General features: G+C 68.7%; 20 protein-coding genes. 7 read left to right on the top strand and 13 right to left on the bottom strand.

Translation table 11 applies throughout. From position 1 onward, the window contains the following. Positions 1-24: 24 nt before the first annotated feature. A complete protein-coding gene (locus ALIDE2_RS03940) occupies positions 25-828 on the top strand; it encodes an oxygen-binding di-iron domain-containing protein (protein ID WP_013517728.1) in 804 nt (267 codons plus the stop codon). A gap of 85 nt (positions 829-913) precedes the next feature. Here the strand turns inward: ALIDE2_RS03940 and ALIDE2_RS03935 are convergent, their stop codons facing one another. From ALIDE2_RS03935 to ALIDE2_RS03915, 5 genes are all read right to left on the bottom strand, one after another. After that, complete coding sequence (locus ALIDE2_RS03935; RefSeq protein ID WP_013721455.1) at positions 914-1555, bottom strand: protein-methionine-sulfoxide reductase heme-binding subunit MsrQ; 642 nt, start codon at positions 1553-1555, stop codon at positions 914-916. Further along, positions 1555-2553, bottom strand: coding sequence for a protein-methionine-sulfoxide reductase catalytic subunit MsrP (msrP, locus tag ALIDE2_RS03930; protein WP_013517726.1), 999 nt, complete (start codon positions 2551-2553; stop codon positions 1555-1557). The genes ALIDE2_RS03935 and msrP overlap by 1 nt, the downstream gene beginning before the upstream one ends. Positions 2554-2726: 173 nt before the next feature. After that, entirely contained in the window at positions 2727-4061 is a 1335-nt protein-coding gene (ccsB, locus tag ALIDE2_RS03925; protein ID WP_013517725.1) for a c-type cytochrome biogenesis protein CcsB, read from the bottom strand. After that, positions 4058-6256: a cytochrome c biogenesis protein ResB gene (locus ALIDE2_RS03920; RefSeq protein ID WP_013517724.1), complete on the bottom strand. Its 2199-nt coding sequence runs from the start codon at positions 6254-6256 to the stop codon at positions 4058-4060. Before ALIDE2_RS03920 ends, ccsB begins: the two co-directional genes overlap by 4 nt. Before the next feature lie 128 nt (positions 6257-6384). Beyond that, positions 6385-7023, bottom strand: coding sequence for a c-type cytochrome (locus ALIDE2_RS03915; RefSeq protein WP_013517723.1), 639 nt, complete (start codon positions 7021-7023; stop codon positions 6385-6387). 82 nt (positions 7024-7105) lie between these two features. Between ALIDE2_RS03915 and yihA the strand changes: the two genes are divergently transcribed. Continuing rightward, positions 7106-7798, top strand: coding sequence for a ribosome biogenesis GTP-binding protein YihA/YsxC (yihA, locus tag ALIDE2_RS03910; protein ID WP_013721454.1), 693 nt, complete (start codon positions 7106-7108; stop codon positions 7796-7798). Here the strand turns inward: yihA and ALIDE2_RS03905 are convergent. Genes ALIDE2_RS03905 through ALIDE2_RS03890 form a run of 4 tightly spaced genes read right to left on the bottom strand, consistent with a single transcriptional unit; the run spans position 7786 to position 11670 of the window. Continuing rightward, a complete protein-coding gene (locus tag ALIDE2_RS03905; RefSeq protein ID WP_013721453.1) occupies positions 7786-8607 on the bottom strand; it encodes an amidohydrolase family protein in 822 nt (273 codons plus the stop codon). The genes yihA and ALIDE2_RS03905 overlap by 13 nt on opposite strands. Continuing rightward, positions 8607-9668 carry an isocitrate/isopropylmalate dehydrogenase family protein gene (locus tag ALIDE2_RS03900; protein ID WP_013721452.1) on the bottom strand — a complete coding sequence of 354 codons (1062 nt, stop codon included), beginning with the start codon at positions 9666-9668 and terminating at the stop codon, positions 8607-8609. Before ALIDE2_RS03900 ends, ALIDE2_RS03905 begins: the two co-directional genes overlap by 1 nt. A 26-nt stretch (positions 9669-9694) precedes the next feature. Beyond that, a complete protein-coding gene (locus ALIDE2_RS03895; protein WP_013517719.1) occupies positions 9695-10675 on the bottom strand; it encodes a Bug family tripartite tricarboxylate transporter substrate binding protein in 981 nt (326 codons plus the stop codon). A 14-nt stretch (positions 10676-10689) separates the two neighbouring features. After that, on the bottom strand, positions 10690-11670 hold the full coding sequence (locus ALIDE2_RS03890; protein WP_013517718.1) for a tripartite tricarboxylate transporter substrate binding protein: 981 nt from the start codon (positions 11668-11670) through the stop codon (positions 10690-10692). 96 nt (positions 11671-11766) lie between these two features. Here ALIDE2_RS03890 and ALIDE2_RS03885 point away from each other — a divergent pair, with 96 nt between their 5' ends. Then, positions 11767-12669: a LysR family transcriptional regulator gene (locus ALIDE2_RS03885; RefSeq protein WP_013517717.1), complete on the top strand. Its 903-nt coding sequence runs from the start codon at positions 11767-11769 to the stop codon at positions 12667-12669. 40 nt (positions 12670-12709) lie between these two features. Here the strand turns inward: ALIDE2_RS03885 and ALIDE2_RS03880 are convergent, their stop codons facing one another. Both ALIDE2_RS03880 and ALIDE2_RS03875 read right to left on the bottom strand, forming a co-directional pair. Continuing rightward, the gene (locus ALIDE2_RS03880) at positions 12710-13579 is read right to left on the bottom strand and encodes a lysophospholipid acyltransferase family protein (RefSeq protein ID WP_041701262.1); all 870 of its coding nucleotides are present in this window, start codon (positions 13577-13579) and stop codon (positions 12710-12712) included. Between the two features lie 8 nt (positions 13580-13587). Next, positions 13588-14442 (bottom strand): lysophospholipid acyltransferase family protein, encoded by an 855-nt coding sequence (locus ALIDE2_RS03875; RefSeq protein WP_013517715.1) that lies wholly within the window; start codon positions 14440-14442, stop codon positions 13588-13590. A 133-nt stretch (positions 14443-14575) separates the two neighbouring features. Between ALIDE2_RS03875 and metK the strand changes: the two genes are divergently transcribed. From metK to groL, 4 genes are all read left to right on the top strand, one after another. Continuing rightward, on the top strand, positions 14576-15757 hold the full coding sequence (gene metK / locus ALIDE2_RS03870) for a methionine adenosyltransferase (RefSeq protein WP_013517714.1): 1182 nt from the start codon (positions 14576-14578) through the stop codon (positions 15755-15757). A gap of 13 nt (positions 15758-15770) precedes the next feature. Then, positions 15771-16799: a bifunctional nicotinamide-nucleotide adenylyltransferase/Nudix hydroxylase gene (locus ALIDE2_RS03865; protein ID WP_013721451.1), complete on the top strand. Its 1029-nt coding sequence runs from the start codon at positions 15771-15773 to the stop codon at positions 16797-16799. A gap of 201 nt (positions 16800-17000) precedes the next feature. Beyond that, positions 17001-17291: a co-chaperone GroES gene (groES, locus tag ALIDE2_RS03860; RefSeq protein ID WP_013517712.1), complete on the top strand. Its 291-nt coding sequence runs from the start codon at positions 17001-17003 to the stop codon at positions 17289-17291. 97 nt (positions 17292-17388) lie between these two features. Beyond that, positions 17389-19035 carry a chaperonin GroEL gene (gene groL / locus ALIDE2_RS03855; protein WP_013517711.1) on the top strand — a complete coding sequence of 549 codons (1647 nt, stop codon included), beginning with the start codon at positions 17389-17391 and terminating at the stop codon, positions 19033-19035. A 122-nt stretch (positions 19036-19157) separates the two neighbouring features. Here the strand turns inward: groL and pgi are convergent, their stop codons facing one another. Next, positions 19158-20753: a glucose-6-phosphate isomerase gene (pgi, locus tag ALIDE2_RS03850; protein ID WP_013517710.1), complete on the bottom strand. Its 1596-nt coding sequence runs from the start codon at positions 20751-20753 to the stop codon at positions 19158-19160. Continuing rightward, positions 20750-21700 carry a transaldolase gene (gene tal / locus ALIDE2_RS03845; protein WP_013517709.1) on the bottom strand — a complete coding sequence of 317 codons (951 nt, stop codon included), beginning with the start codon at positions 21698-21700 and terminating at the stop codon, positions 20750-20752. The genes pgi and tal overlap by 4 nt, the downstream gene beginning before the upstream one ends. Between the last annotated feature and the right edge of the window lie 53 nt (positions 21701-21753).

Raw genomic sequence — 21753 nt, 5'->3', positions numbered from 1 at the left:
TTTCGCGGCGGATCCCTTTTCTGTATGCCCCTGGAGCCCCTGGAACTTTATCGAGACCAGCACCATGCCTGCCTGATGTTTTCCGACCTCATCGAGGAAGACGGCCAAGCCGTGCAGGCCAACCAGTTCCTGATCGTGGACGGTGACACCGGCGCCATCATCGACCCGGGCGGGAATCTGGCCTTCAACGAGCTGTTCATGGGGATGTCCCGGTATTTCCCGCCGCACCGGCTGTCCTACCTGCTCGCGTCGCATGCCGACCCGGACATCATCGCCTCGCTGGACCGCTGGCTCAGCAGCACCAGGGCCCTGCTGGTCATCTCGCGCGTATGGGAGCGCTTCGCCCCGCATTTCGCCAAGCTCGGCAAGACCGAGAACCGCATCATCGGCGTGCCCGACGGCGGCGGCCTGCTGCCGCTGGGGCGCCACGAGCTGCTGCTGCTGCCCGCGCACTTCATGCATTCCGAGGGCAACTTCCACTTCTACGACCCGGTCAGCCGCATCCTGTTCACGGGCGATCTGGGCGTGTCCATGACCTCGGGCGCCGAGGCGCGCGTGCCCGTGACCGCGCTCGCGCCCCACGTCGCGCGCATGGAGGCCTTCCACCGCCGCTACATGGTCTCCAACAAGGTCCTGCGCCTGTGGACGCGCATGGCGCGCCAGCTCGACATCGCCATGCTGGCGCCCCAGCATGGCGCGCCCATCATGGGGCAGCAGGCCATCACCGACTTCTTCGACTGGCTCGACGGCCTGGAATGCGGCACAGACCTGTTCGACGAGCGCTCCTACCAGATCCCCACAGCGCGCATCGATCCGGTGGCGCACTAGGCGCTGCGGCCCACGGGTGATAGGCAATGAAGTTTTGCTTCAAGGTTTTTCCATAGAGCGTTATCGGCTACACAATACATAGCAATCATGGTCCTGGGCTGCGGCCGCGCCGAAGCCACGGCCGGGCCAGCAGCAGCGCCGCCAGGATGGCGGCATAGACCGCCACCTCGGCGAAGTCGTTCTTGCCGGCGCGCATCCAGAAAAAATGCAGCAGCGCCAGGCCCGCGACCAAGTACACGCTGCGGTGCAGGCGCTGCCAGCGGCGCCCGCCGAGCCAGCGCACGGCGCGGTTGAACGAGGTGGCCGCCAGCACGAGCAGCAGCACGAAGCCGCACATGCCCACGAGGATGAAGGGCCGCTTGGCCACGTCGCGCGCAATCTCGCCGCCGTCCAGCCCCATGTCGAACCACGCGTAGCACAGCAGGTGCAGCGCGGCGTAGAAGAAGGTGTAGACGCCCAGCATGCGCCGAAAGCGCGCCAGCGCGGGCAGCCGCGCCGCCAGGCGCAGCGGGGTCACGGCCAGGGTCAGGCACAGCAGGCGCAGCGTCCAGTCGCCCATGGAGCGGATCAGCGCCTCGGCCGGGTTGGCGCCCAGACGGTCGAACGCCGCCGCGTACACCAGCCAGGCCAGCGGCAGCAGGCACAGCGCGAACAGCAGCGGCTTGGCCGCCGGGTGTCGCAGCGCCCGGTCCGCCGCGGCTTGGCCGCCGGGGCGCGCCTGCCGCATCAATAGAACTTCTTCAGGTCCATGCCGGCGTAGAGCTGGCCCACCTGGGCCTCATAGCCGTTGAACAGCAGGGTCTTGCGCTTCTTGGCGAACAGCCCGTCCTCGCCGATGCGCCGCTCCGTGGCCTGGCTCCAGCGCGGGTGGTCCACGCCGGGGTTCACGTTGGAGTAGAAGCCGTACTCGTTGCGCGCCGCCTTGTTCCAGGCCGTGGCGGGCTCCTTCTCGGTGAAGCGGATCTTGACGATGCTCTTGGCGCTCTTGAAGCCGTACTTCCAGGGCACGACGATGCGCACCGGCGCGCCGTTCTGGTTGGGCAACACCTCGCCATACATGCCGAAGGCCAGCAGCGTGAGCGGGTGCATGGCCTCGTCCACGCGCAGCCCCTCGGTATAGGGCCAGTCCAGGATGCGCGAGCCCACGTAGGGCATGGTGGCCTTGTCGGCCAGGGTCACGAACTCCACGTACTTCGCGCTGCCCTGAGGCTCCACGCGGCGGATCAGCTCGGCCAGCGAGTAGCCCACCCAGGGGATCACCATGGACCAGCCCTCCACGCAGCGCAGGCGGTAGATGCGCTCTTCCATCGGCGAGAGCCTGAGCAGCTCGTCGATGTCGAAGCGCCGCGGCTTGTTGACCAGGCCCTCGACCTCCACCGTCCAGGGCCGGGTCTTGAGCGTGTGCGCGTTGCGCGCGGGGTCGGTCTTGTCGGTGCCGAACTCGTAGAAGTTGTTGTAGCCCGTGGCGTCCTTGTAGTCGGTGGGTTTTTCCATGGTCACCGCGCCCACCACGGCCGAACGCACGCCCGGCAGCGCCGCCAGCCGCCCGGGAGGCTGCACCTGCTGCGCCAGCGCCTGGCGCCCGGCCCAGGACGCGAGCAACGCCCCGGCCGCGCCGCCCGCCATCAGGCGCAGCAGCGCGCGGCGCTGCTCATAGACCGCGCGCGGCGTGATCTCGCTGGCGCTATGGTGGTCGAAACCGTTGTCGTGGGTATGGATGAGCATGGCGGGCCTCCATGGGCAGTTGCAGCACGAGTCTGCCCCATGCCACGCGCCCCTGCACGGCGAAGGGGCTCGTCATTCGATCAAAACGATAGCTATTCCGGCACGTCCCCATTGGTTTTCAGCAATAAAACCAAAGGAGACCCTTCAGTGAAGAGCGTTAGAAGCTCCTGTTTTTATAGCGTGCCGTAGCTATGCAGCCCGCTCAGGAACATGTTCACCCCCAGGAAGGCGAAGGTGGTGACGACCAGCCCCACCAGCGCCCACCAGGCGGACATGGTGCCGCGCAGCCCCTTCATGAGGCGCATGTGCAGCCAGGCGGCGTAGTTGAGCCAGACGATCAGCGCCCAGGTCTCCTTGGGGTCCCAGCTCCAGTAGCCACCCCAGGCCTCGGCCGCCCACAGCGCGCCCAGCACGGTGGCGATGGTGAAGAACGCGAAGCCCACGGCGATGGACTTGTACATCACGTCGTCCAGCACCTGCAGCGCCGGCAACTGCTCGGCGATGCGCCGGCGCGCAAACAGGATGCCGGCCACGATCAGCGCCGAGATGCCGAAGTACACCATCCAGTAGGCGCCGCCGCCCTCGGTGGCGCCCTGGCGGAACACGATCGGCTCGAAGCACAGCACCACGCCCAGCAGCCACAGCGGCGCCAGCTTGTACCAGCGCGTCTCGGCCGCCTGCTGCTTGACGAGGTAGGCGAACGCCACCATGGCCGACAGCGCGAAGGTGCCGTAGCCGATGAAATTGGCCGGCACGTGCAGCTTCATCCACCAGCTCTTGAGCGCTGGCACCAGGGGCTGGATCTCGTGCGCCTCGCGCACCACCGTGTACCACAGCAGGAAGCCCACGGCCGCGCTCACCACCAGCATCACGAAGCCGCCCAGCGCGCGGGTCTGGTACTGCTCCTCGTAGTACAGGTAGAACAGCGCCGTCATCCAGCAGAACATGACAAACACCTCGTAGAGGTTGCTCACCGGGATGTGGCCGATGTCGGGCCCGATCTGGTAGCTCTCGTACCAGCGCACCATGGTGCCGATCAGCGCCAGCGCCACGGCCACCCAGGCGATGCGCGAGCCGATGCGCATCATGGCCTGGCCCTGGCCGCGCGTGAACATGCCGACCCAGTAGAACGCCGTGCTCATGAAGAACAGCATGCTCATCCACAGGATGGCCGACTGGCTCGACAGGAAGTACTTGAGGCCGAACACCGTGTCGGCGCGCGCCAGGTCGCCCGCGCCGCCGTTCTGGTACAGGCCGATCGCCAGCAGCGCGCAGGCCGCCACGGCCAGCATGAGCGCGCGCAGCGGACGCCAGAACCAGCCCAGCCAGATGGCGCCGGGCATGGTGGCGAGCAGGATGCCCTTCTCGTACACGTCCATGTAGGCCGCGTAGCGCTGCAGCGCGAACAGGCCGCCGGCCAGCACGGCCAGGGCGAACAGCCAGTCCAGCCAGTTGCGGCGCGCGAAATAGCCTTCGTTCAAGGTCAGCGTCGTGGTGGCGGTGTTCATGGGGTACCTCCGTGGGGGGGCTGTGCCGTTTCTGTTTCTGTCTCTGCTTCCAGCAGTTGGGTGCGCAGCTGCGCGAATTCGCGGTCCGTGTCCAGCGTCCTGCGGTTGGCCGACAGCGCCATCGTGGCGCGCGCGCCGCCGCCCTCGGGCGCCAGCCAGACCCACAGGCGGCGGTCGCGCACGTACAGCATCGCAAAAACGCCCAGGATCAGCAGCGCGCAGCCCAGATACACCACGTTCTTGCCAGGGGCACGCGCTACCTGGAACACGCTGGCCTGCACCTGCCTGAAGTCGCGCAGCTCGAACACCAGGGGCGCCGGATAGGCCTGCGCATCGCTCAGGGACAGCACGGCCTGCGTCATGAAGGCCCGGGTGCTCTCGTCCTGCGGCAGCGGCGCCAGCCCGGCGCGCTCGCGCGTCATCTGCGCCAGCTCGAACAGCGCTCCGTTGAGGATGCGCACCAGCACCTCGCTCGCGCGCGAGCGCTCGGCCTCGGGCACGTTGGCCTCCATGAAGTCGGAGATGGCCTGCAGGCCGCCGCGCGGGCGGCCCCCGCTGCCGGCGCCGTCGTCCGCGGCGGCGCCGGTTGCAGCCACGTCCCCGGCGAACAGCGCCAGCGCGCGCCCGGCCGACAGCGCCAGCTGCGCGGCCAGCTCGGGGCGCGAGCCGTCCACGGCCACGGCCGCATAGCGGCGTACCGCCTGCTCGCGCTGCTGCGGATCGGCCAGCGCCAGGCGCATGCGCAGGAAGCCGTCCATGCCGCCCTCGGCGTCCACGGGCACGCGCAGGTAGCGCAGGGGCTCGGACGGCGTCTCGCGCACGCCCAGCAGGAACACGGGCTGGCCGTCGCCCGTGTCCACGGGCAGCATGAAGTTGTGGAACTCACGCGCCTGGCCCGCGGCGTCGCGCAGCTTGTAGCTGATGCTCGGGCCCACGTTGCGCAGCTCGCGCTTGCCCACGGTCTTGTTGCCGGCGCCCAGACGCGACTCTATGGACTCGCGCAGGTCCACCTTGCGCACGTCGGCGCCCGAGCCTGCGGCGCCCGCATCGCCGAAATTCTCCACGTTGAGCACGCGCAGGCCGGTGAACTCCAGCGTCATGGCCTCGCCCAAGCCCGTGTGGGTCAGGCGCGTGGAGCCGCCGATCACGCCCTCCACGTCGAACGGCTGCGCGCCGGGCACCATGGGGCGCGCGTGCAACTTCACCTCGGAGCCGCCATCGTCGAAGCTCGACTGGTAGATCTCCACGCCCTGGTAGCTGACCGGGTGGTTCACCTCCACGCGCGCCGGCGTGGCCTTGCCCGTGGCCCGGTCGTGGATCACGATGTCGCTGGCGAACAGCTTGGGCATGCCCGTGGAGTAATGCTCCACGACGAATTTCTTGAGCTCGACCGAGAACGGCAGCTCCTGCAGCAGCACGCCGTCGGACTGCGTCAGGATGGCCGTGGCCGACTGCGTGCCCTCGGCCACCACCAGGTTGCCGCGGAACGTGGGGTTGCGCTCGGACAGGCGGTGCTCGGGCTTGACCTCGGCGATCAGCCCGCCGCCCGCATACGGCGTCTTGCCGCCGAACCACATCTGCGCGCGCACGATCAGGTCGCCGTCGAGCAGCCCGCCCAGGCACACGAGCACGATGGCGCTGTGCGCCGCGATGTAGCCCAGCTTGTTGGCCGCGCCGGCCTTGGCCGCCACCATCCAGCCATCGCCCGCGGGCGTGGGGCGCTGCTGCAGCCGCACCTTCCAGCCGCCCGAGACCAGCAACTGGCCAATGCGCTGCGCGGCCGCCTGCGGCGCCTCGCCCGCCAGAGGAACCGTGGCCTTGTGGTGGAAGGCCTGCAGGCTCTTCTCGCGGATGTTCTCCTTGTAGTTGCGCAGGTCCGCGATGTACTTGGGCGCATGGCGGGCGATGCACAGCGAGGTGCTCACCACCAGGAACGCCAGGATCAGCAGGAACCACCAGGCGCTGTAGACGGCATTGAGCTTGAGCGCCAGGAACAGGTCGGCCCAGAATGGCCCGAACTGGTTAACGTAGTTGGTGACCGGCTCATGCTGCTTGAGCACCGTGCCGATGACCGACGCGATGCAGATCACCGTCAGCAGCGCAATGGCGAAGCGCATGGATGCCAGCAGCTCCGTCATGGAGCGCGTGGCGTGCGGGCGCCATGCATGGCCGTGGCCCAGAGAGGTGTCAGACATGAAGGACGCAGGAACCCGGATGAGAAAAGGGCGGACCATCCATTCAGATGGGCCCGCCCGTCTTGGGTGCGATTATCGGCGCAAGGTTCATCGGGTGCATCCCAGCACCCCTATTCATTTGACGTGAATCAACGTAGGCCGGCGATGTAGTCGGCCACCGCCTTGATCTCGCGGTCGTTGAGCTTGGCCGCCACGTCGCGCATCTGCGCATTGTTGCCGCGCTTGCCGTCGCGAAAATCGACCAGTTGCTTGACGGTGTAGTCGGAATGCTGGCCCGACAGGCGCGGGTACTGCGCCGGGATGCCAGCGCCGTTGGGGCTGTGACAGCCGGCGCAGGCGGCGATGCTGCGGTCCTGGATGCCGCCGCGGTAGATGCGCTCGCCTAGCGCCACCAGATCCTTGTCCTTGGCGAAGCCCTCCTTGGCCTTCTGCGAGGCCAGCCACCCGGCGACGTTGCGCATGTCGTCATCGCTCAGCATGGCAGCCATGCCCTGCATGACAGGGTCGGCGCGCTTGCCGGACTTGAAGTCCTGCAACTGCTTGACGAGGTACTCAGGATGCTGCTGCGCCAGCGAGGGGTTTACGGCGATGGTGGAGTTGCCGTCCGCCGCATGGCAGGCCGCACACACCGCGCCGTAGCTGGCTGCCCCCTTGGTCAGATCAGGCTTGGCGGCCTTTTGCTGTGCCGGGGTTTCACCCGCCGCAAGGGTCGGAAAAGCAGGAGCTGCCAGCGCGGCAGCCATGAGCAAGGAGGCGAGCAACTTCATGGTGGGTTCTTATGTCATGGGCGCAAAACTTCACAATTCTACAATGCGCACCGATCCGCTCCATCTCTTGAAAACCCGATCTATGTCAACCACACCGCACGTGCCTGGGCCCGGTCTGCCCGACGCCAAGGCCGCCCTGGGATGGATGCACACCGCACGATTTCTGACCACGGCCGCCCAGCTGAACCAGCTGCCCGCCATCACCGTGCCCGAAATCGCCTTCGTCGGTCGCTCCAACGCCGGCAAGTCCACCTGCATCAACACCCTCACGCAGCAGCGCCAGCTCGCCTTCGCCTCCAAGAAGCCGGGGCGCACCCAGCACATCAACCTGTTCGCCCTGGGCAAGCAGGGCGCGACCGACGCCGTGCTGGCCGACCTGCCCGGCTACGGCTACGCGGCCGTCTCGCGCAGCGACAAGCAGCGCTGGCAGCAGGTGATGGCCAACTACCTGGTCAGCCGCCAGGGGCTCACGGGCATCGTGCTGCTGTGCGACCCGCGCCTGGGCCTGACGGAGCTCGACGAGGCGCTGCTGGAGGTGGTGCGCCCGCGCGTGGAGCAGGGCCTCAAGTTCCTGGTGCTGCTCACCAAGGCCGACAAGCTCACGCGCGCCGAGCAGGCCAAGGCGCTGTCGATCGCGCGGCTGCAGGCTGGCGGCGGCGAGGTGCGCATGTTCTCCGCGCTCAAGCGCCAGGGCGTGGACGAGGTGGCGCAGCTGCTGTGGCAGTGGGCGCACCCCACGGAGGAGCCCGCCGCCGAGCCGGATCAGAACCCGTAGAGCCGCGCCGGGTTGTCCACTAGCACGCGGCGGCGCAGTTCCGCGCTGGGTAGCCAACGCGCAATCTCCTGACGCAGCCCATTGGCCGGGATTGCACGGTAGGCGCTGACTTCATGCGCCGCGCGGCCAGGGCCGCGCGCCGTGTGTGGCCAGTCGCTGGCCCACAGCAGCGCGCCAGGCACCGCGTCGACCCAGTGGCGCGCCCAGGCACCGCCCAGGGCCGGCGAGGCCAAGCGGTACGGCGCCGAGAGTTTCACATGCACGCACCCCGTGCGCAGCAAATCCGTCAACGCATCCCCGCCGGGCATCACATCCGCCAGAGCGAAGTGGTCGAGCACCACGGACGACGGCAGTCGCGCCAGGTCGTCGGCCAGCGCCTGCACCACGGGCTGCGCGGCATAGAGCTGCACGTGCCAGCCGAGATCGGCCACGCGCGCGCTCCAGGCCTGCAGCAGGGCGCGCGCGCCGGCGATGTCGCGCAGGCCCGCGCTTTCCAGGTTGATCCGCACGCCGCGCACGCCGCGCGCATGCAGCTCGCGCAGCGCGGCGGCATCCACGCCGTCCTCCAGCACCACGATGCCGCGCCCCGCGCCGTCCAGCCTCGCCAGCGCATCGAGCATGCAGCGATTGTCGGTGCCGTAGACGCTGGGCTGCACCAGCACCACGCGCTCCAGCCCCAGGCCCGCGAGGTGCGCGCGCAGCGCGGCCAGCGGCGCGGGCCCGGGCGTGTAGTGGCGCGCATCCACCATGGGGTAGTCGGCGCGCGGGCCGAAGACGTGGGTGTGGCAGTCGCACGCACCGGCGACCATTACGCCCCCTGCAGGCGCTGCGCGAACGCGCGCCCGGTAGCGGCCGTGCCCAGGCGACCGCCCGCGTCGGGCGTGACCTCACCCGCCTCCACGGCGGCGGCGGCAGTATGCTCGATCGCCTCAGCCGCCGCCAGGAAGGCAGGCAGGCCATGGCGCTGGCCGTGCCAGCCCAGAAGCTGCCCGGCAGAGAGGATCAGCGAGAACGGGTTGGCGATGTCCTGCCCGGCGATGTCGGGCGCCGAACCGTGCGCGGCCTGGCCCATGGCATGGTCGCGCCCGGCGTTGACCGAGCCGCCCAGGCCCAGGCTGCCCGACAGCTCGGCCGTCAGGTCCGAGAGGATGTCGCCGAACATGTTGGTGGTGACTATCACGTCGAAGCGCTGCGGCGCGCGCACCACGTGGGCCATCATGGCGTCGACGATGAACTCGTCCACCTGCACTTCGGGGAAGTCGCGCGCCACGCGCTGGCATTCCTCGATGAACATGCCATCGCCGATGCGCAGCACGTTGGCCTTGTGCACGATGCTCACGTGCCGCCGCCGCGTCATCGCCAGTTCGAAGGCCGCGCGTGCGATGCGCTCGCAGCAGCCGCGCGTGATGCGCCGCAGCGAGACCGCCACGTCGGGCGTGATGAGCATCTCGCTGCCGCCAGAGGCGATGTTGCGGTCGGCGTAGAAGCCCTCGGTGTTCTCGCGCACCACCACGAGGTCGAACGCATCCACCTTGTGCGGCACGCCAAGCCAGGTACGCGCGGGGCGGATGTTGGCGTACAGGTCGAGTTCTTTGCGGAAGAACTTGGAGGGGTTGATTTCGCCCTTGCTTTCGTCCTTGAAGTCGTAGGTGGACATGGGGCCAAGCATCAGCCCGTCGGCCGCCTTCACCTTGGCCAGCAGCGCGGGCGTGACAGTGGCGCCGTGGCGGCGCAGGCTCTCGTGGCCGGCCACATCGTGGTCGAGCTGCAAGTTCAGGCCAAAGCGCTGGGATGCGGCCTGCAGCACTTCGATGGTGGCGGCCATGGTTTCGGGGCCGATGCCATCCCCGGGAAGTACGACGATTTTCATGAGGGAGGTTCCGTATGTTGAAAGGTTCAGCCTTCGAGCGTGGCGCCGGCGGCCTTGACCAGCCGCGCATATTTGTCGGCCTCGGCGCGCACGAAGGCATCGAAGCTCTTGGGCGTGCCCGCCTCCACCGCGCTGCCCTCGGCTTCGAGGCGCTCGCGCAGCGGACCCTGGGCGATGATGCGGCCGATCTCGCCTGCCAGCCGTTGGACCATCGCGTCGGGCGTGCCGCGCGGGGCGAAGTAGCCGCCCCAGAGACTGAAGGCGAAGTCCGGCAGCGTGTCCGACACCGCCGGCACGCCGGGCAACGCGGCGATGCGTGCAGGCTTGGAGACGGCCAGCGCCCGCACCTTGCCGCCCTTGACGTACCCGACGATGGACGAGGCGCTGGCGAAGAAGAACTGCACCTGCGCGCCGATCAGGTCGGCGATGGCCTGGCCCGCGCCCTTGTAAGGAATGTGCGTCATCTGCGTGCCGGTGCGCGCGGCCAGTTCGGCGGCGGCCAGGTGGCCCGGCGTGGCCGTGCCCGACGAGGCGTAGGCCACGCTGCCCGGCCGCTCGCGCGCGGCCTGCACCAAGTCGGCCAAGCTCTTGAAAGGCGAGGCGGCGGGCACAGCCAGCACCAGCGGCGCGTCGCCCACCAGTGCCACGGCGCGCAGGTCCTTGAGCGCGTCGTAGCCCGGGTTCTTCATGGCGGCGCCGTTGATGGCGATCTCGCCCGTCTGGCCCATGAGCAGCGTGTAGCCGTCGGCCGGCGCACGCGCGGCCAGCCGGGTGCCCAGCGCGCCGCTGGCGCCGGGGCGGTTGTCCACCACCACGGGCTGGCCGAGCGCGCGCGCCAGCGGCTCGCCGACGAGGCGCGCGAACACGTCGCCCTGCCCGCCCGGTGCGTAGGGCACGATGACGGTGATGGGCTTGTTCGGGTAGCCGCCCTGGGCACGGGCCCAGCCGGTCAGGGCCAGCGCGGCGGACGCGCCCACGAAGGTGCGGCGGGAAAGTGTGTGTTGCATGGCGTTGCCCTCCTTCAGCGCAGTTGCATGCCCGGCGCGGCGGCCACGTTGCGCCACAGCGCCAGCTCCTTGCGCAGCTCCTCGCCGAACGCGGCGGGCGCGAGGCGCACCGGGTCGGCACCCTCGTGCTGCAGCCGGCCCTTGACCGGTTCGGCGGCGGCGGATTCGTTCACGGCGCGGTTCAGCGCCTCGACGATGGACGCGGGTGTCTTGGCCGGGGCCAGCACGCCCCACCAGGTGGTCACGTCGTAGCCCGGCACGCCGGCCTCTGCCAGCGTGGGCAGGTTGGGGAAGAGGCGCGAACGCTTGGCGCTGGTCACGGCCAGCAGGCCGAGCTGGTTCTCCTTCAGATGGCTCTGAATCGTGGGCACAGTGGCGAAGAACAGGTCCACGCGCCCGGCCAGCAGCTCCACCGTGGCCGGCGCGCTGCCTTTGAAAGGCACGTGCGTCATCGACAGGCCCGTCTTCTGGCGGAACATCTCGCCCGCCAGGTGGTTGATGCTGCCGTTGCCGGCCGAGCAGAAGTTCAACCCCTCGGGCCGGGCCTTGGCCGCCGCCACGAGCTGCGCCACGCTGCCCACGCCGAGCTGCTTGCTGGTGACGACCAGCAGCGGGCCGCGGCCGATCATGGCCACGGGCGCGAAATCCTTCACCGGGTCGTAGGGCAGCCTGGGCTCCACGGCCGCGTTGGTAGCAAAGGTGGAGGTGGCGAACAACAGCGTGTAGCCGTCCGGCGCGGCCTTGGCCACAGCCTGGGCGCCAATGGCGCCGCCCGCGCCGCCGCGGTTGTCCACCACCACGGGCTGGCCCAGCCGCTCGGCCATGTTCTTGGCGATGTCGCGCGCGATGCTGTCGGTGCCGCCGCCCGCGGCAAAGGGCACGATCAGCGTGATGGCGCGCGCGGGCCAGGGGGCCTGTGCCTGAGCTTGGGTCACTACGGCCAGGGAAATCAAGGCCAGGCAGCCCAGGGCGGCCTTCCAGCGGATGGGGAACATGTGTGTCTCTCCTTGGGAATCGAATGCCCGCGAATCCTCGCGGCAACGCGCTTCGCTGTAAATTGCAAATATCTTTTTGATTAATTTGCTTTGCGCATGAATTTCGACCTCTCCGACCTGCGTGCCTTCGTCGCCGTGGCCGATCTCGCCAGTTTTCGCGCCGCCGCCGAGGCGCTGCACCTGTCGCAGCCCGCGCTCTCGCGCCGCGTGGACAAGCTGGAGCAGGCACTGGGCTTTCGCCTGCTGGAGCGCAGCACGCGCAAGGTGGAGCTCAACGCCATGGGCCGCGCCTTCCTGCCGCGCGCGCGGCACGTGCTAGCCGAACTGGAGGGCGCGCTGCTGGGCATGGCCGACCTGGCCGAGCGCATCCACGGTCTGGTCACCGTGGCCTGCATCCCCTCGGCCGTGGACAACTTCGTGGCGCAGGCCGCGCGCGGCTTCCAGCAGCGCTTTCCACGCATCCGCCTGCGTGTGCTGGACCAGCCGGCGCCGGAGATCCTGATGTCCGTCGCACGCGCGGAGGCAGACTTCGGCATCAGCTACCTGGGCACGCAGGAACCCGACCTGGACTTCGACCCGCTGGTGGACGAGCCCTTCGTGCTGGCCTGCCGCAGCGACCATCCGCTGGCACAGCGCCCCGCCATCGAATGGGCCGAGCTGGCCGGCCACGACTGCATCGCCCTGGCGCCGGGTAGCGGCAACCGCTTGCTGATCGAGCAGGGGCTGGCCGGCAACGGCGCGCGCCCGCGCTGGAGCTGCGAGGCGCAGCACGTGCCGGCCGTGCTGAGCCTGATCGAGGCAGGCGTGGGCGTGGGCGCAGTGCCGCAACTGGCGCTAGCCGGCGCCACCAGCGCAGCGCTGGTGAGCATACCCCTGGTGGCACCGCGCATTGCGCGCAGCGTGGGCATCGTGCGCCGGCGCGGGCGGCCGCTCAGCCCTGCGGCGCAGGCGTTCCACGACGCGGTGGCAGGGGCTGCACAAAGACTACGATTTCAATAGCGTATAGCGCCCATCCAGTAGGCGCTGCAGCGATTTTTCTTTAATAGAGCGACGGCTGCCCCTCGGGCCGCGTCTTGAAGCGCTTGTGCACCCAGTAGTACTGCGCAGGCATGGTGCGGATGGCGGCCTCCAGCTCGCGGTTCATGCGCGCCGTGTCGGCCACGTGGTCGTCGGTGGGAAAGTTCTCCCAGGCGGGCGTGAGCTCGGCCACGTAGCCCTCGGGCGTCATGCGGCTGTACAACGCCACCACCTTGGCGCGGCCCAGGCGCGCGAAGCGCGAGAGCGAGGGGATGGTGGCCGCATCGGGCATGGCGAAGAAGGGCACGAAGACCGAGTCGTTGCGGCCGTAGTCCATGTCGGGCAGCAGGTACAGCAGCCCCCCCTTGCGCAGGCACGCGATGATGGGCTTGACCCCGTCGGCGCGGTTGAGCATGCGCACGTTGCCGAAGCGCTGGCGCCCGCCCATGAACCAGGCGTCCAGCGCCGGGTCGGGATTGGTGGCGAAGATGGAGGTGAACTCGCGCCCGGTGTTCAAAGGTAGCGCAAGCCCGCCCGCGTCCATGCTGTAGAAGTGCGGCGCGAAGACGATGGTGGGCGTGTCGCCTTCGAGCTCCTGCACCGCGCCGACGAGCTTCACGCGGCTGCGCACCAGCGCCTCGGAGCCCGACCAGAGCCAGCCCCGGTCGAGGAAGGTCTGGCAGAACGACTCGAACGACTCGCGCGCCCAGGCGCGGCGCTGCTGCTCTGGCACATCGGGAAAGCACAGCTCCAGGTTGCGCAGCGCCACCTTGCGCCGCGGCGCGGCCAGCACGAACAGCAGGCGGCCGATCCACGCGCCCAGCGCGCGCAGCGCGGGCAGCGGCAGGCGGCCGAGCAGGTTCAGCAGGGCAATGCCCGCACGCGACGCCAGCCGCGCCGTCACGCGATGCTCTCCGGCTGCTGCGCCTCGGCGCGCGGCTGCTTGTAGCGGGCATAGCCCCACAGGTATTGGTCGGGGCTTTGGCGAATCAGTCGTTCCATGGCTTGGTTGATCTGCAGCACGGCGGCGTCGAGTGTAGGCGCCAGCGGCTGCTCCAGCGCCTGCAGGTGCAGCACGTAGCCGCGCCCGCGTGGCAGGCGCTCGCAGCGCGCGAGGATGACGGCCGCGCCCGTCTGCTGCACCAGGCGCGCGGCCAGCGTCATGGTGTAGGCCGACTGGCCGAAGAAAGGCGACCACAGACCCTGCCCCTGGGGCGGCACCTGGTCGGGCAGCAGGCCCACGGCGCGGCCCGCGCGCAGCGCCTTGAGCATCTGGCGCACGCCCTGCAGCGAGGTCGGCACGGCCGCGATGCCCGGGCGGTTGCGCGCGGTCTGCATCACCCGCGCCAGCCAGGGCTGGCGCGCGGGGCGGTAGAGGATGGTGAAGGACCCATGCTGCGGCGACCAGCGCCGCGCCCCCTCCTGCACCGACATCTCGAAGCAGCCGATATGCGGCGTGAGGAACACGATGCCGCGCCCCTGCTCCCAGGCCCGCTGCACGCATTCGGCGTTGCGCACCTCGCAGGGGGGCGGCTCGGGCGCCAGCCACAGGCGCGGCGCCTCGGCCACCATGCGGCCCGCATGCGCCACGGCGGCGCGCACGTCACGCAGCCGGTAGCCCGCGCGCGCCGCGTTGGCCAGGAAGCGCCGGCGGTACGTGGGCGACGCGCAGAATGCCACCCACCCCAGCAGCGCGCCGATGGCATGCAACAACCACAATGGCAGCGCAGAAAGAAGGCGAAAAATCGATGGCATTACAATGGCGCGGTCGCCGAGTTAAATGAGCAACTTGCAGGGCGACGTTAAACACAACTGCTAAAGCGTTCGCCACAAAGCTCCGCAAGCTATGGGCAACGCCCAAAAATGCTGAACCATGGAGTTTATTCAAATGGCGAACGACTTCCTCTTCACGTCCGAATCGGTTTCTGAGGGCCACCCCGACAAGGTGGCGGACCAGATCTCGGACGCCATCCTGGACGCGATCTTCGAGCAGGACCCGCGCTCGCGCGTGGCCGCCGAGACGCTGACCAACACGGGCCTCGTGGTGCTGGCCGGCGAGATCACGACCAACGCGCACGTGGACTACATCCAGGTCGCGCGCGACACCATCAAGCGCATCGGCTACGACAACACCGAGTACGGCATCGACTACAAGGGCTGCGCGGTACTGGTGGCCTACGACAAGCAGAGCAACGACATCGCCCAGGGCGTGGACCACGCGAGCGACGACCACCTGAACACCGGCGCCGGCGACCAGGGCCTGATGTTCGGCTACGCCTGCGACGAGACTCCCGAGCTCATGCCCGCGCCCATCTACTACGCGCACCGCCTGGTGGAGCGCCAGGCCCAGCTGCGCAAGGACGGCCGCCTGCCCTTCCTGCGCCCCGACGCCAAGAGCCAGGTGACCATGCGCTACCTGGACGGCAAGCCGCACAGCATCGACACCGTGGTGCTCTCTACCCAGCACAGCCCCGACCAGAGCGAGACCGCCACGAAGATGAAGGCCAGCTTCACCGAGGCCATCATCGAGGAGATCATCAAGCCCGTGCTCCCCAAGGAGTGGCTCAAGGACACCAAGTACCTCATCAACCCCACGGGCCGCTTCGTCATCGGCGGCCCGCAGGGCGACTGCGGCCTCACGGGCCGCAAGATCATCGTAGACACCTACGGCGGCGCCTGCCCGCACGGCGGCGGCGCGTTCAGCGGCAAGGACCCGACGAAGGTGGACCGCAGCGCCGCCTACGCCGCGCGCTACGTGGCCAAGAACATCGTCGCCGCGGGCCTGGCGCGCCAGTGCCAGATTCAGGTGGCCTACGCCATCGGCGTGGCCCGGCCCATGAACATCACCGTGTACACCGAGGGCACGGGCGTGATCTCCGACGAGCGCATCGCCCAGCTGGTGCACGAGTATTTCGACCTGCGCCCCAAGGGCATCATCCAGATGCTGGACCTGCTACGGCCCATCTACGCCAAGACCGCCGCCTACGGCCACTTCGGCCGCGAGGAGCCCGAGTTCACCTGGGAGCGCACGGACAAAGCCCAGGCGCTGCGCGCAGCGGCCGGGCTGTAAGCCCGGCGGCCCCATGTACGACGCCGCCGTCCTGATCGGACGCTTCCAGCCCGTGCACAACGGCCACCTGGCGCTGCTGCGCGAGGCCCTGGCCCGGGCGCGGCAGGCCGTCGTCGTCGTGGGCTCGGCCTTCCAGGCGCGCACGCCGAAGAACCCCTTCACCTGGCAGGAGCGCGCCCAGATGCTGCGCGCCGCCCTGCCCGAACCCGAGCGCGCACGCCTGACCATGCTACCCATGCGCGACTACTACGACGAGCCGCGCTGGGCCGATGCCGTGCGGCAGGCCGTGGCCCAGGCCACGCCGGCCCGGGCACGCCTGGCCCTGGTCGGCCACTTCAAGGACAGCAGCAGCGGCTACCTGCGGGCCTTTCCCGGCTGGGACCTGATCCGCATGGAGCGCCAGGGCACGATCGACGCGACCGCCATACGCGACGCCTACCTCGGCGCCAGCGCCTCCACGCCGGAGGCGGCGCTGGCCCCATGGGCGCCCCACATCCCGGCGGCGACGCGCGCGTGGCTGGAGCAATTCGCGCACACGGCGCATTACCCCGCCCTGCAGGAAGAATGGCGCATGCTGCGCGCGTACCGCAACAGCTGGGCCTGCGCGCCCTACCCGCCGGTCTTCGTCACAGTAGATGCGCTGCTGCGCTGCCAGGGCCGGGTGCTGCTGATCCGCCGCGCCCACGCCCCCGGCAAGGGCCTGTGGGCCCTGCCCGGCGGCTTCGTCGAGCCGCACGACACGCTGTGGCAGTCCTGCCTGCGCGAGCTGGCCGAGGAAACCCACTGCCCCCTGCCCGAAGAGCGCCTGCGCCAGGCGCTGCGCGCGGTGCGCGTGTTCGACCACCCCGAGCGCAGCCAGCGCGGGCGCGTCATCACCCACGCCTATTTCTTCGACCTGGACGACGACGCCCTGCCCGAGGTGCGCGGCGGCGACGATGCGGCACATGCCCAATGGGTGGCGCAGGAGCAGCTGGCCGGCATGGAAGACCAGTTCCACGACGACCACTGGCACATCATCGGACAGCTCCTGGCCCCGGGCTAGGCGCGTATCCGCGCCGGCCGCGGACGCGCGGCAGTGCCATATCCCCTGACTTTCTGGGCCCAGGCCCTTGAAATGGGAAAAAACGGCTTTATTATTAGCACTCGTAAGGGTTGAGTGCTAACAACACCGCCCTACCCCTCAGGCAGCCCGTATGGGCTGCTGTCGTTACCACCCTTTGTTTGTGCATCGCAAGGAGATCCTATGAACCTGCGCCCTCTCGCCGATCGCGTGATCGTCAAGCGCCTGGAAAACGAAACCAAGACCGCCTCGGGCATCGTGATCCCCGACAACGCCGCCGAGAAGCCCGACCAGGGTGAGGTGGTGGCCGTTGGCCCCGGCAGGCTGGACGAGGACGGTGACCGCATTGCCATGAGCGTGAAGGTGGGTGACCGCGTGCTGTTCGGCAAGTACAGCGGCCAGACCGTGAAGGTTCACGGCGACGAACTGCTGGTCATGAAGGAAGACGATCTGTTTGCCGTGGTCGAGAAGTAATTCCCACCCATATCCAAACCATCAATTTTCATAGCTGCTCTCGCTTGATACACAAGCCTTTGCAGCCTTTTTGATTCAAAATTCGTAGGAGCCACACATGGCAGCAAAAGACGTAGTTTTCGGCGGCGAAGCCCGCGCCCGCATGGTTGAAGGCGTGAACATCCTGGCCAACGCGGTCAAGGTGACCCTGGGCCCCAAGGGCCGCAACGTGGTGCTCGAGCGCTCGTTCGGTGCCCCCACCGTGACCAAGGACGGCGTGTCCGTGGCCAAGGAGATCGAGCTCAAGGACAAGATCCAGAACATGGGCGCCCAGCTCGTGAAGGAAGTGGCCTCCAAGACCAGCGACAACGCCGGTGACGGCACCACCACCGCCACCGTGCTGGCCCAGGCCATCGTGCGCGAAGGCAGCAAGTACGTGGCCGCTGGCCTGAACCCCATGGACCTCAAGCGCGGCATCGACAAGGCCGTCACGGCCCTGGTGGAAGAGCTGAAGAAGGCCTCCAAGGCTACGACGACCTCCAAGGAAATCGCCCAGGTGGGTTCGATCTCCGCCAACTCCGACTCCAGCATCGGCGAAATCATCGCCAACGCCATGGACAAGGTGGGCAAGGAAGGCGTGATCACCGTCGAGGACGGCAAGAGCCTGAACAACGAGCTGGACGTCGTGGAAGGCATGCAGTTCGACCGCGGCTACCTGTCGCCCTACTTCATCAACAACCCCGAGAAGCAGGTCGCGCTGCTGGACAACCCCTTCGTGCTGCTGTTCGACAAGAAGATCAGCAACATCCGCGACCTGCTGCCCACGCTGGAAGCCGTGGCCAAGGCCGGCCGTCCGCTCTTGATCATCGCCGAGGACGTCGAGGGCGAAGCCCTGGCGACCCTGGTGGTGAACACCATCCGTGGCATCCTGAAGGTCGTGGCCGTCAAGGCGCCTGGCTTCGGTGACCGCCGCAAGGCCATGCTGGAAGACATCGCCATCCTGACGGGCGGCAAGGTGATCGCCGAGGAAGTGGGCCTGTCGCTGGAGAAGGTGACGCTGGCCGACCTGGGCCAGGCCAAGACCATCGAGGTGGGCAAGGAAAACACCACCATCATCGACGGCGCCGGCAATGCCGACGACATCCAGGCCCGCGTCAAGCAGATCCGCATCCAGATCGAGGAAGCCACCAGCGACTACGACCGCGAAAAGCTCCAGGAGCGCGTGGCCAAGCTGGCCGGCGGCGTGGCCGTGATCAAGGTCGGCGCTGCCACCGAGGTCGAGATGAAGGAAAAGAAGGCCCGCGTGGAAGACGCCCTGCACGCCACGCGCGCTGCGGTGGAAGAAGGCATCGTGGCCGGTGGCGGCGTGGCCCTGCTGCGCGCACGCCAGGCCGTGGGCCAGCTCAAGGGTGACAACCCCGACCAGGACGCCGGCATCAAGCTGATCCTGAAGGCCATCGAGGCGCCCCTGCGCGAGATCGTGGCCAACGCCGGTGGCGAACCCTCGGTGGTGGTGAACGAAGTGCTGAACGGCAAGGGCAACTACGGCTTCAACGCCGCCAACGACACCTACGGCGACATGCTGGAAATGGGCATCCTGGACCCCACCAAGGTGACCCGCACGGCCCTGCAGAACGCCGCTTCCGTGGCCTCTCTGCTGCTGACGACCGAGGCCATGGTGGCCGAGGCCCCGAAGGACGACGCCCCCGCAGGCGGCATGCCCGACATGGGCGGCATGGGTGGCATGGGCGGCATGGGCATGTAATCGCCCGGGCCCGCTGGCGTCTGCCAAGGCGCCATGCAATTCCCTTCAAAAGCCCGCAGGCATTGCGCCTGCGGGCTTTTTTCATGGTGCGCCGCTCCCGGAGGGGAAAGGGTGTCCAAGATTCAGGCCATTGGCGCGAGGCGCCGCAGCAGCCCCGCGGTCGATGCATCCAGCCCCTGGACGTCGCCCGTGGCCAGGCGCGGCTCCAGGTCCCTGGCGATCGTCTTGCCCAGCTCCACGCCCCATTGGTCGAAGCTGTTAATGCCCCACAGCGCGCCGCTGGCGAACACGCGGTGCTCGTAGAGCGCGATAAGCGCGCCCAGCGAGGCCGGGTCCAGGCATTCGAGCAGCAGGAAGGTGCTGGGCCGGTTGCCCGCGAAGCGGCGGTGGCCGTCCTGCTCATGCGGGCGGCCCATCATCAGCGCGCGCGCCTGGGCCAGGGCATTGGCCACCAGGCGCGGGTGCTGCCCCTTCAAGTCACGGCCGGGCTCGCGCAACGCGATGAATTCCACGGGCACGGTGTCCGGCCCCTGGTGGATCATCTGGAAAAACGCGTGCTGGCCGTTGGTGCCGGGCTCGCCCCAGACCACGGGCGCCGTGGCATAGGGCAGCGGATCGCCCTGCGCGTCCACGCCCTTGCCGTTGCTCTCCATCTCCAGCTGCTGCAGATAGGCCGGCAGGCGGCGCAGGCCGTGGCTGTAGGGCGCCATGCTGCGACTGGCGAAGCCGTGGAAGTTGCGGTACCACAGGTCCAGCAGCGCCAGGCGCACGGGCAGGTTGGCCTCCAGGGGGGTGGTACGGAAATGCTCGTCCATGGCGTGCGCGCCGGCCAGGAGGTCCCGGAAGCCCTGCGCGCCGATGGCGATGGCGATGGGCAGGCCGATGGCGGACCACAGCGAATAGCGCCCGCCCACCCAGTCCCAGAAGCCCAGCGTGGTCTCGATGCCGAACTGCGCCGCCGCCTCCAGGTTGGTGGTGAGCGCGTAGAAATGCCGCACCAGCCCGTCCTGGCTGCCGCCCTGCGCCAGGAACCATTCGCGCGCGGCGTGGGCGTTGGTCATCGTCTCCAGCGTGGTGAAGGTCTTGGAGGCGATGAGGAACAGCGTGTTCGCGGGCCGCAGCTGGCGCAGCAGGCTGCCGAGCTCCATGCCATCGACGTTGGAGACGAAGTGCAGGCGCTTGCCCGGGTGGCGCAGGTCGTCGAGCGCCTTGACCACCATGGCCGGCCCCAGGTCCGAGCCGCCGATGCCGATGTTCACGATGTCGGTGATGGCCTCGTCGGCGCGCACGCGCTCGGCAAGCCGCAGCATGGCGTCCAGCGTGGCGTGCACTTCGCGCAGGCCGTTCGCTACGGTATCCGTAGCTTCCAGCGCTTGCCCGGATTGGGCTGGGGACGGTTCTCGCAACAACCAGTGCATCACCGCGCGCTGCTCGGTGCCGTTGATGGGCGCACCCGCGAACATGGCGTCGCGGTAGGCCTCCAGGCCGCATTCGCGCGCCAGCTGCAGCAGCAGGGCCTCGGTTTGCGCGTCGATCAGGTTCTTGGACAGGTCGGCGAACACGTACGGCGCCTGCTGGCTGAAGCGCGTAAAGCGCCGCGCGTCCCGCTCGAAGGCCGCGCGCAGGTCGAAGCCGCGGCCGGCGGCGTCGTAATGCGCATGCAGGCGCTGCCAGGCGGGGGTGCGGTCGCAGCGGGTGTGTGGATCGGCAAAGCTCATGCAGCGGCTTGCATCAGTTGTTCGAGCCTGGCCGCATCGGCGGCGAAGGCGCGGATGCCCTCGGCCAGTTTCTCGGTGGCCATGGCGTCGGCGTTGAGCGCGTAGCGGAAGCCCGGCTCGTCGTACTGCACGGGCGCCATCTGCACGTGGCGCGCGGCCTCGGGGTCGAGCACGCGCGCGAGCGGCGCGTCGCTGGCGGCCAGTTGGGCCAGCAGCTCGGGCGCGATGGTCAGCAGGTCGCAGCCCGCCAGCGCCACGATCTGGCCCGTGTTGCGGAAGCTCGCGCCCATGACCTCGGTGGCTATGCCGAAATGCTTGTAGTGGTTGTAGATGGCGCGCACCGACTGCACGCCGGGGTCGTTGGCGCCGGCCATGGCGGCCTCGTCCCAATTGCTGCCGGCCTGTTTCTTGTACCAGTCGTAGATGCGGCCGACGAAGGGCGAGATGAGCTGCACCTTCGCCTGCCCGCAGGCCACGGCCTGCGCGAAGGAGAACAGCAGCGTGAGGTTGGTGTGGATGCCGCGCTCCTCCAGCCGGCGCGCGGCCTGGATTCCCTCCCAGGTGGCGGCGATCTTGATGAGCACGCGGTCGATGTGCACGCCCTCAGCTTGGTACAGCTCCACGATGCGCTCGGCGCGGGCCACGGTGGCGGCCGTGTCGAAGGACAGGCGCGCGTCCACCTCCGTCGATACGCGTCCCGGGATGAGGGACAGGATCTCGCAGCCGAAGCGCACGATGAGGCGGTCCATCAGCTCGTCGATGCCGCGGCCGTGCCAGCGCGTCACGCAGTCCTTGAGCAGCGGCGCGTATTCGCTCTTCTGCACGGCCTTGAGGATCAGCGAAGGATTGGTGGTGGCGTCGCGCGGCTGGAACTGCGCGAGCTGTTTGAAGTCGCCGGTGTCGGCCACCACGGTGGTGAATTGCTTGAGTGCGTCGAGTTGGTTCATGCGTATCCTCGTCATCGGGCGTGCAGAGCGCCCATCCGTCAAGTGTATGCGGC

Origin of the sequence: Alicycliphilus denitrificans K601, assembly GCF_000204645.1 — a bacterium.
Classification (GTDB): domain Bacteria; phylum Pseudomonadota; class Gammaproteobacteria; order Burkholderiales; family Burkholderiaceae_C; genus Alicycliphilus; species Alicycliphilus denitrificans.
This window is presented reverse-complemented; position numbering and strand designations above follow the sequence as displayed.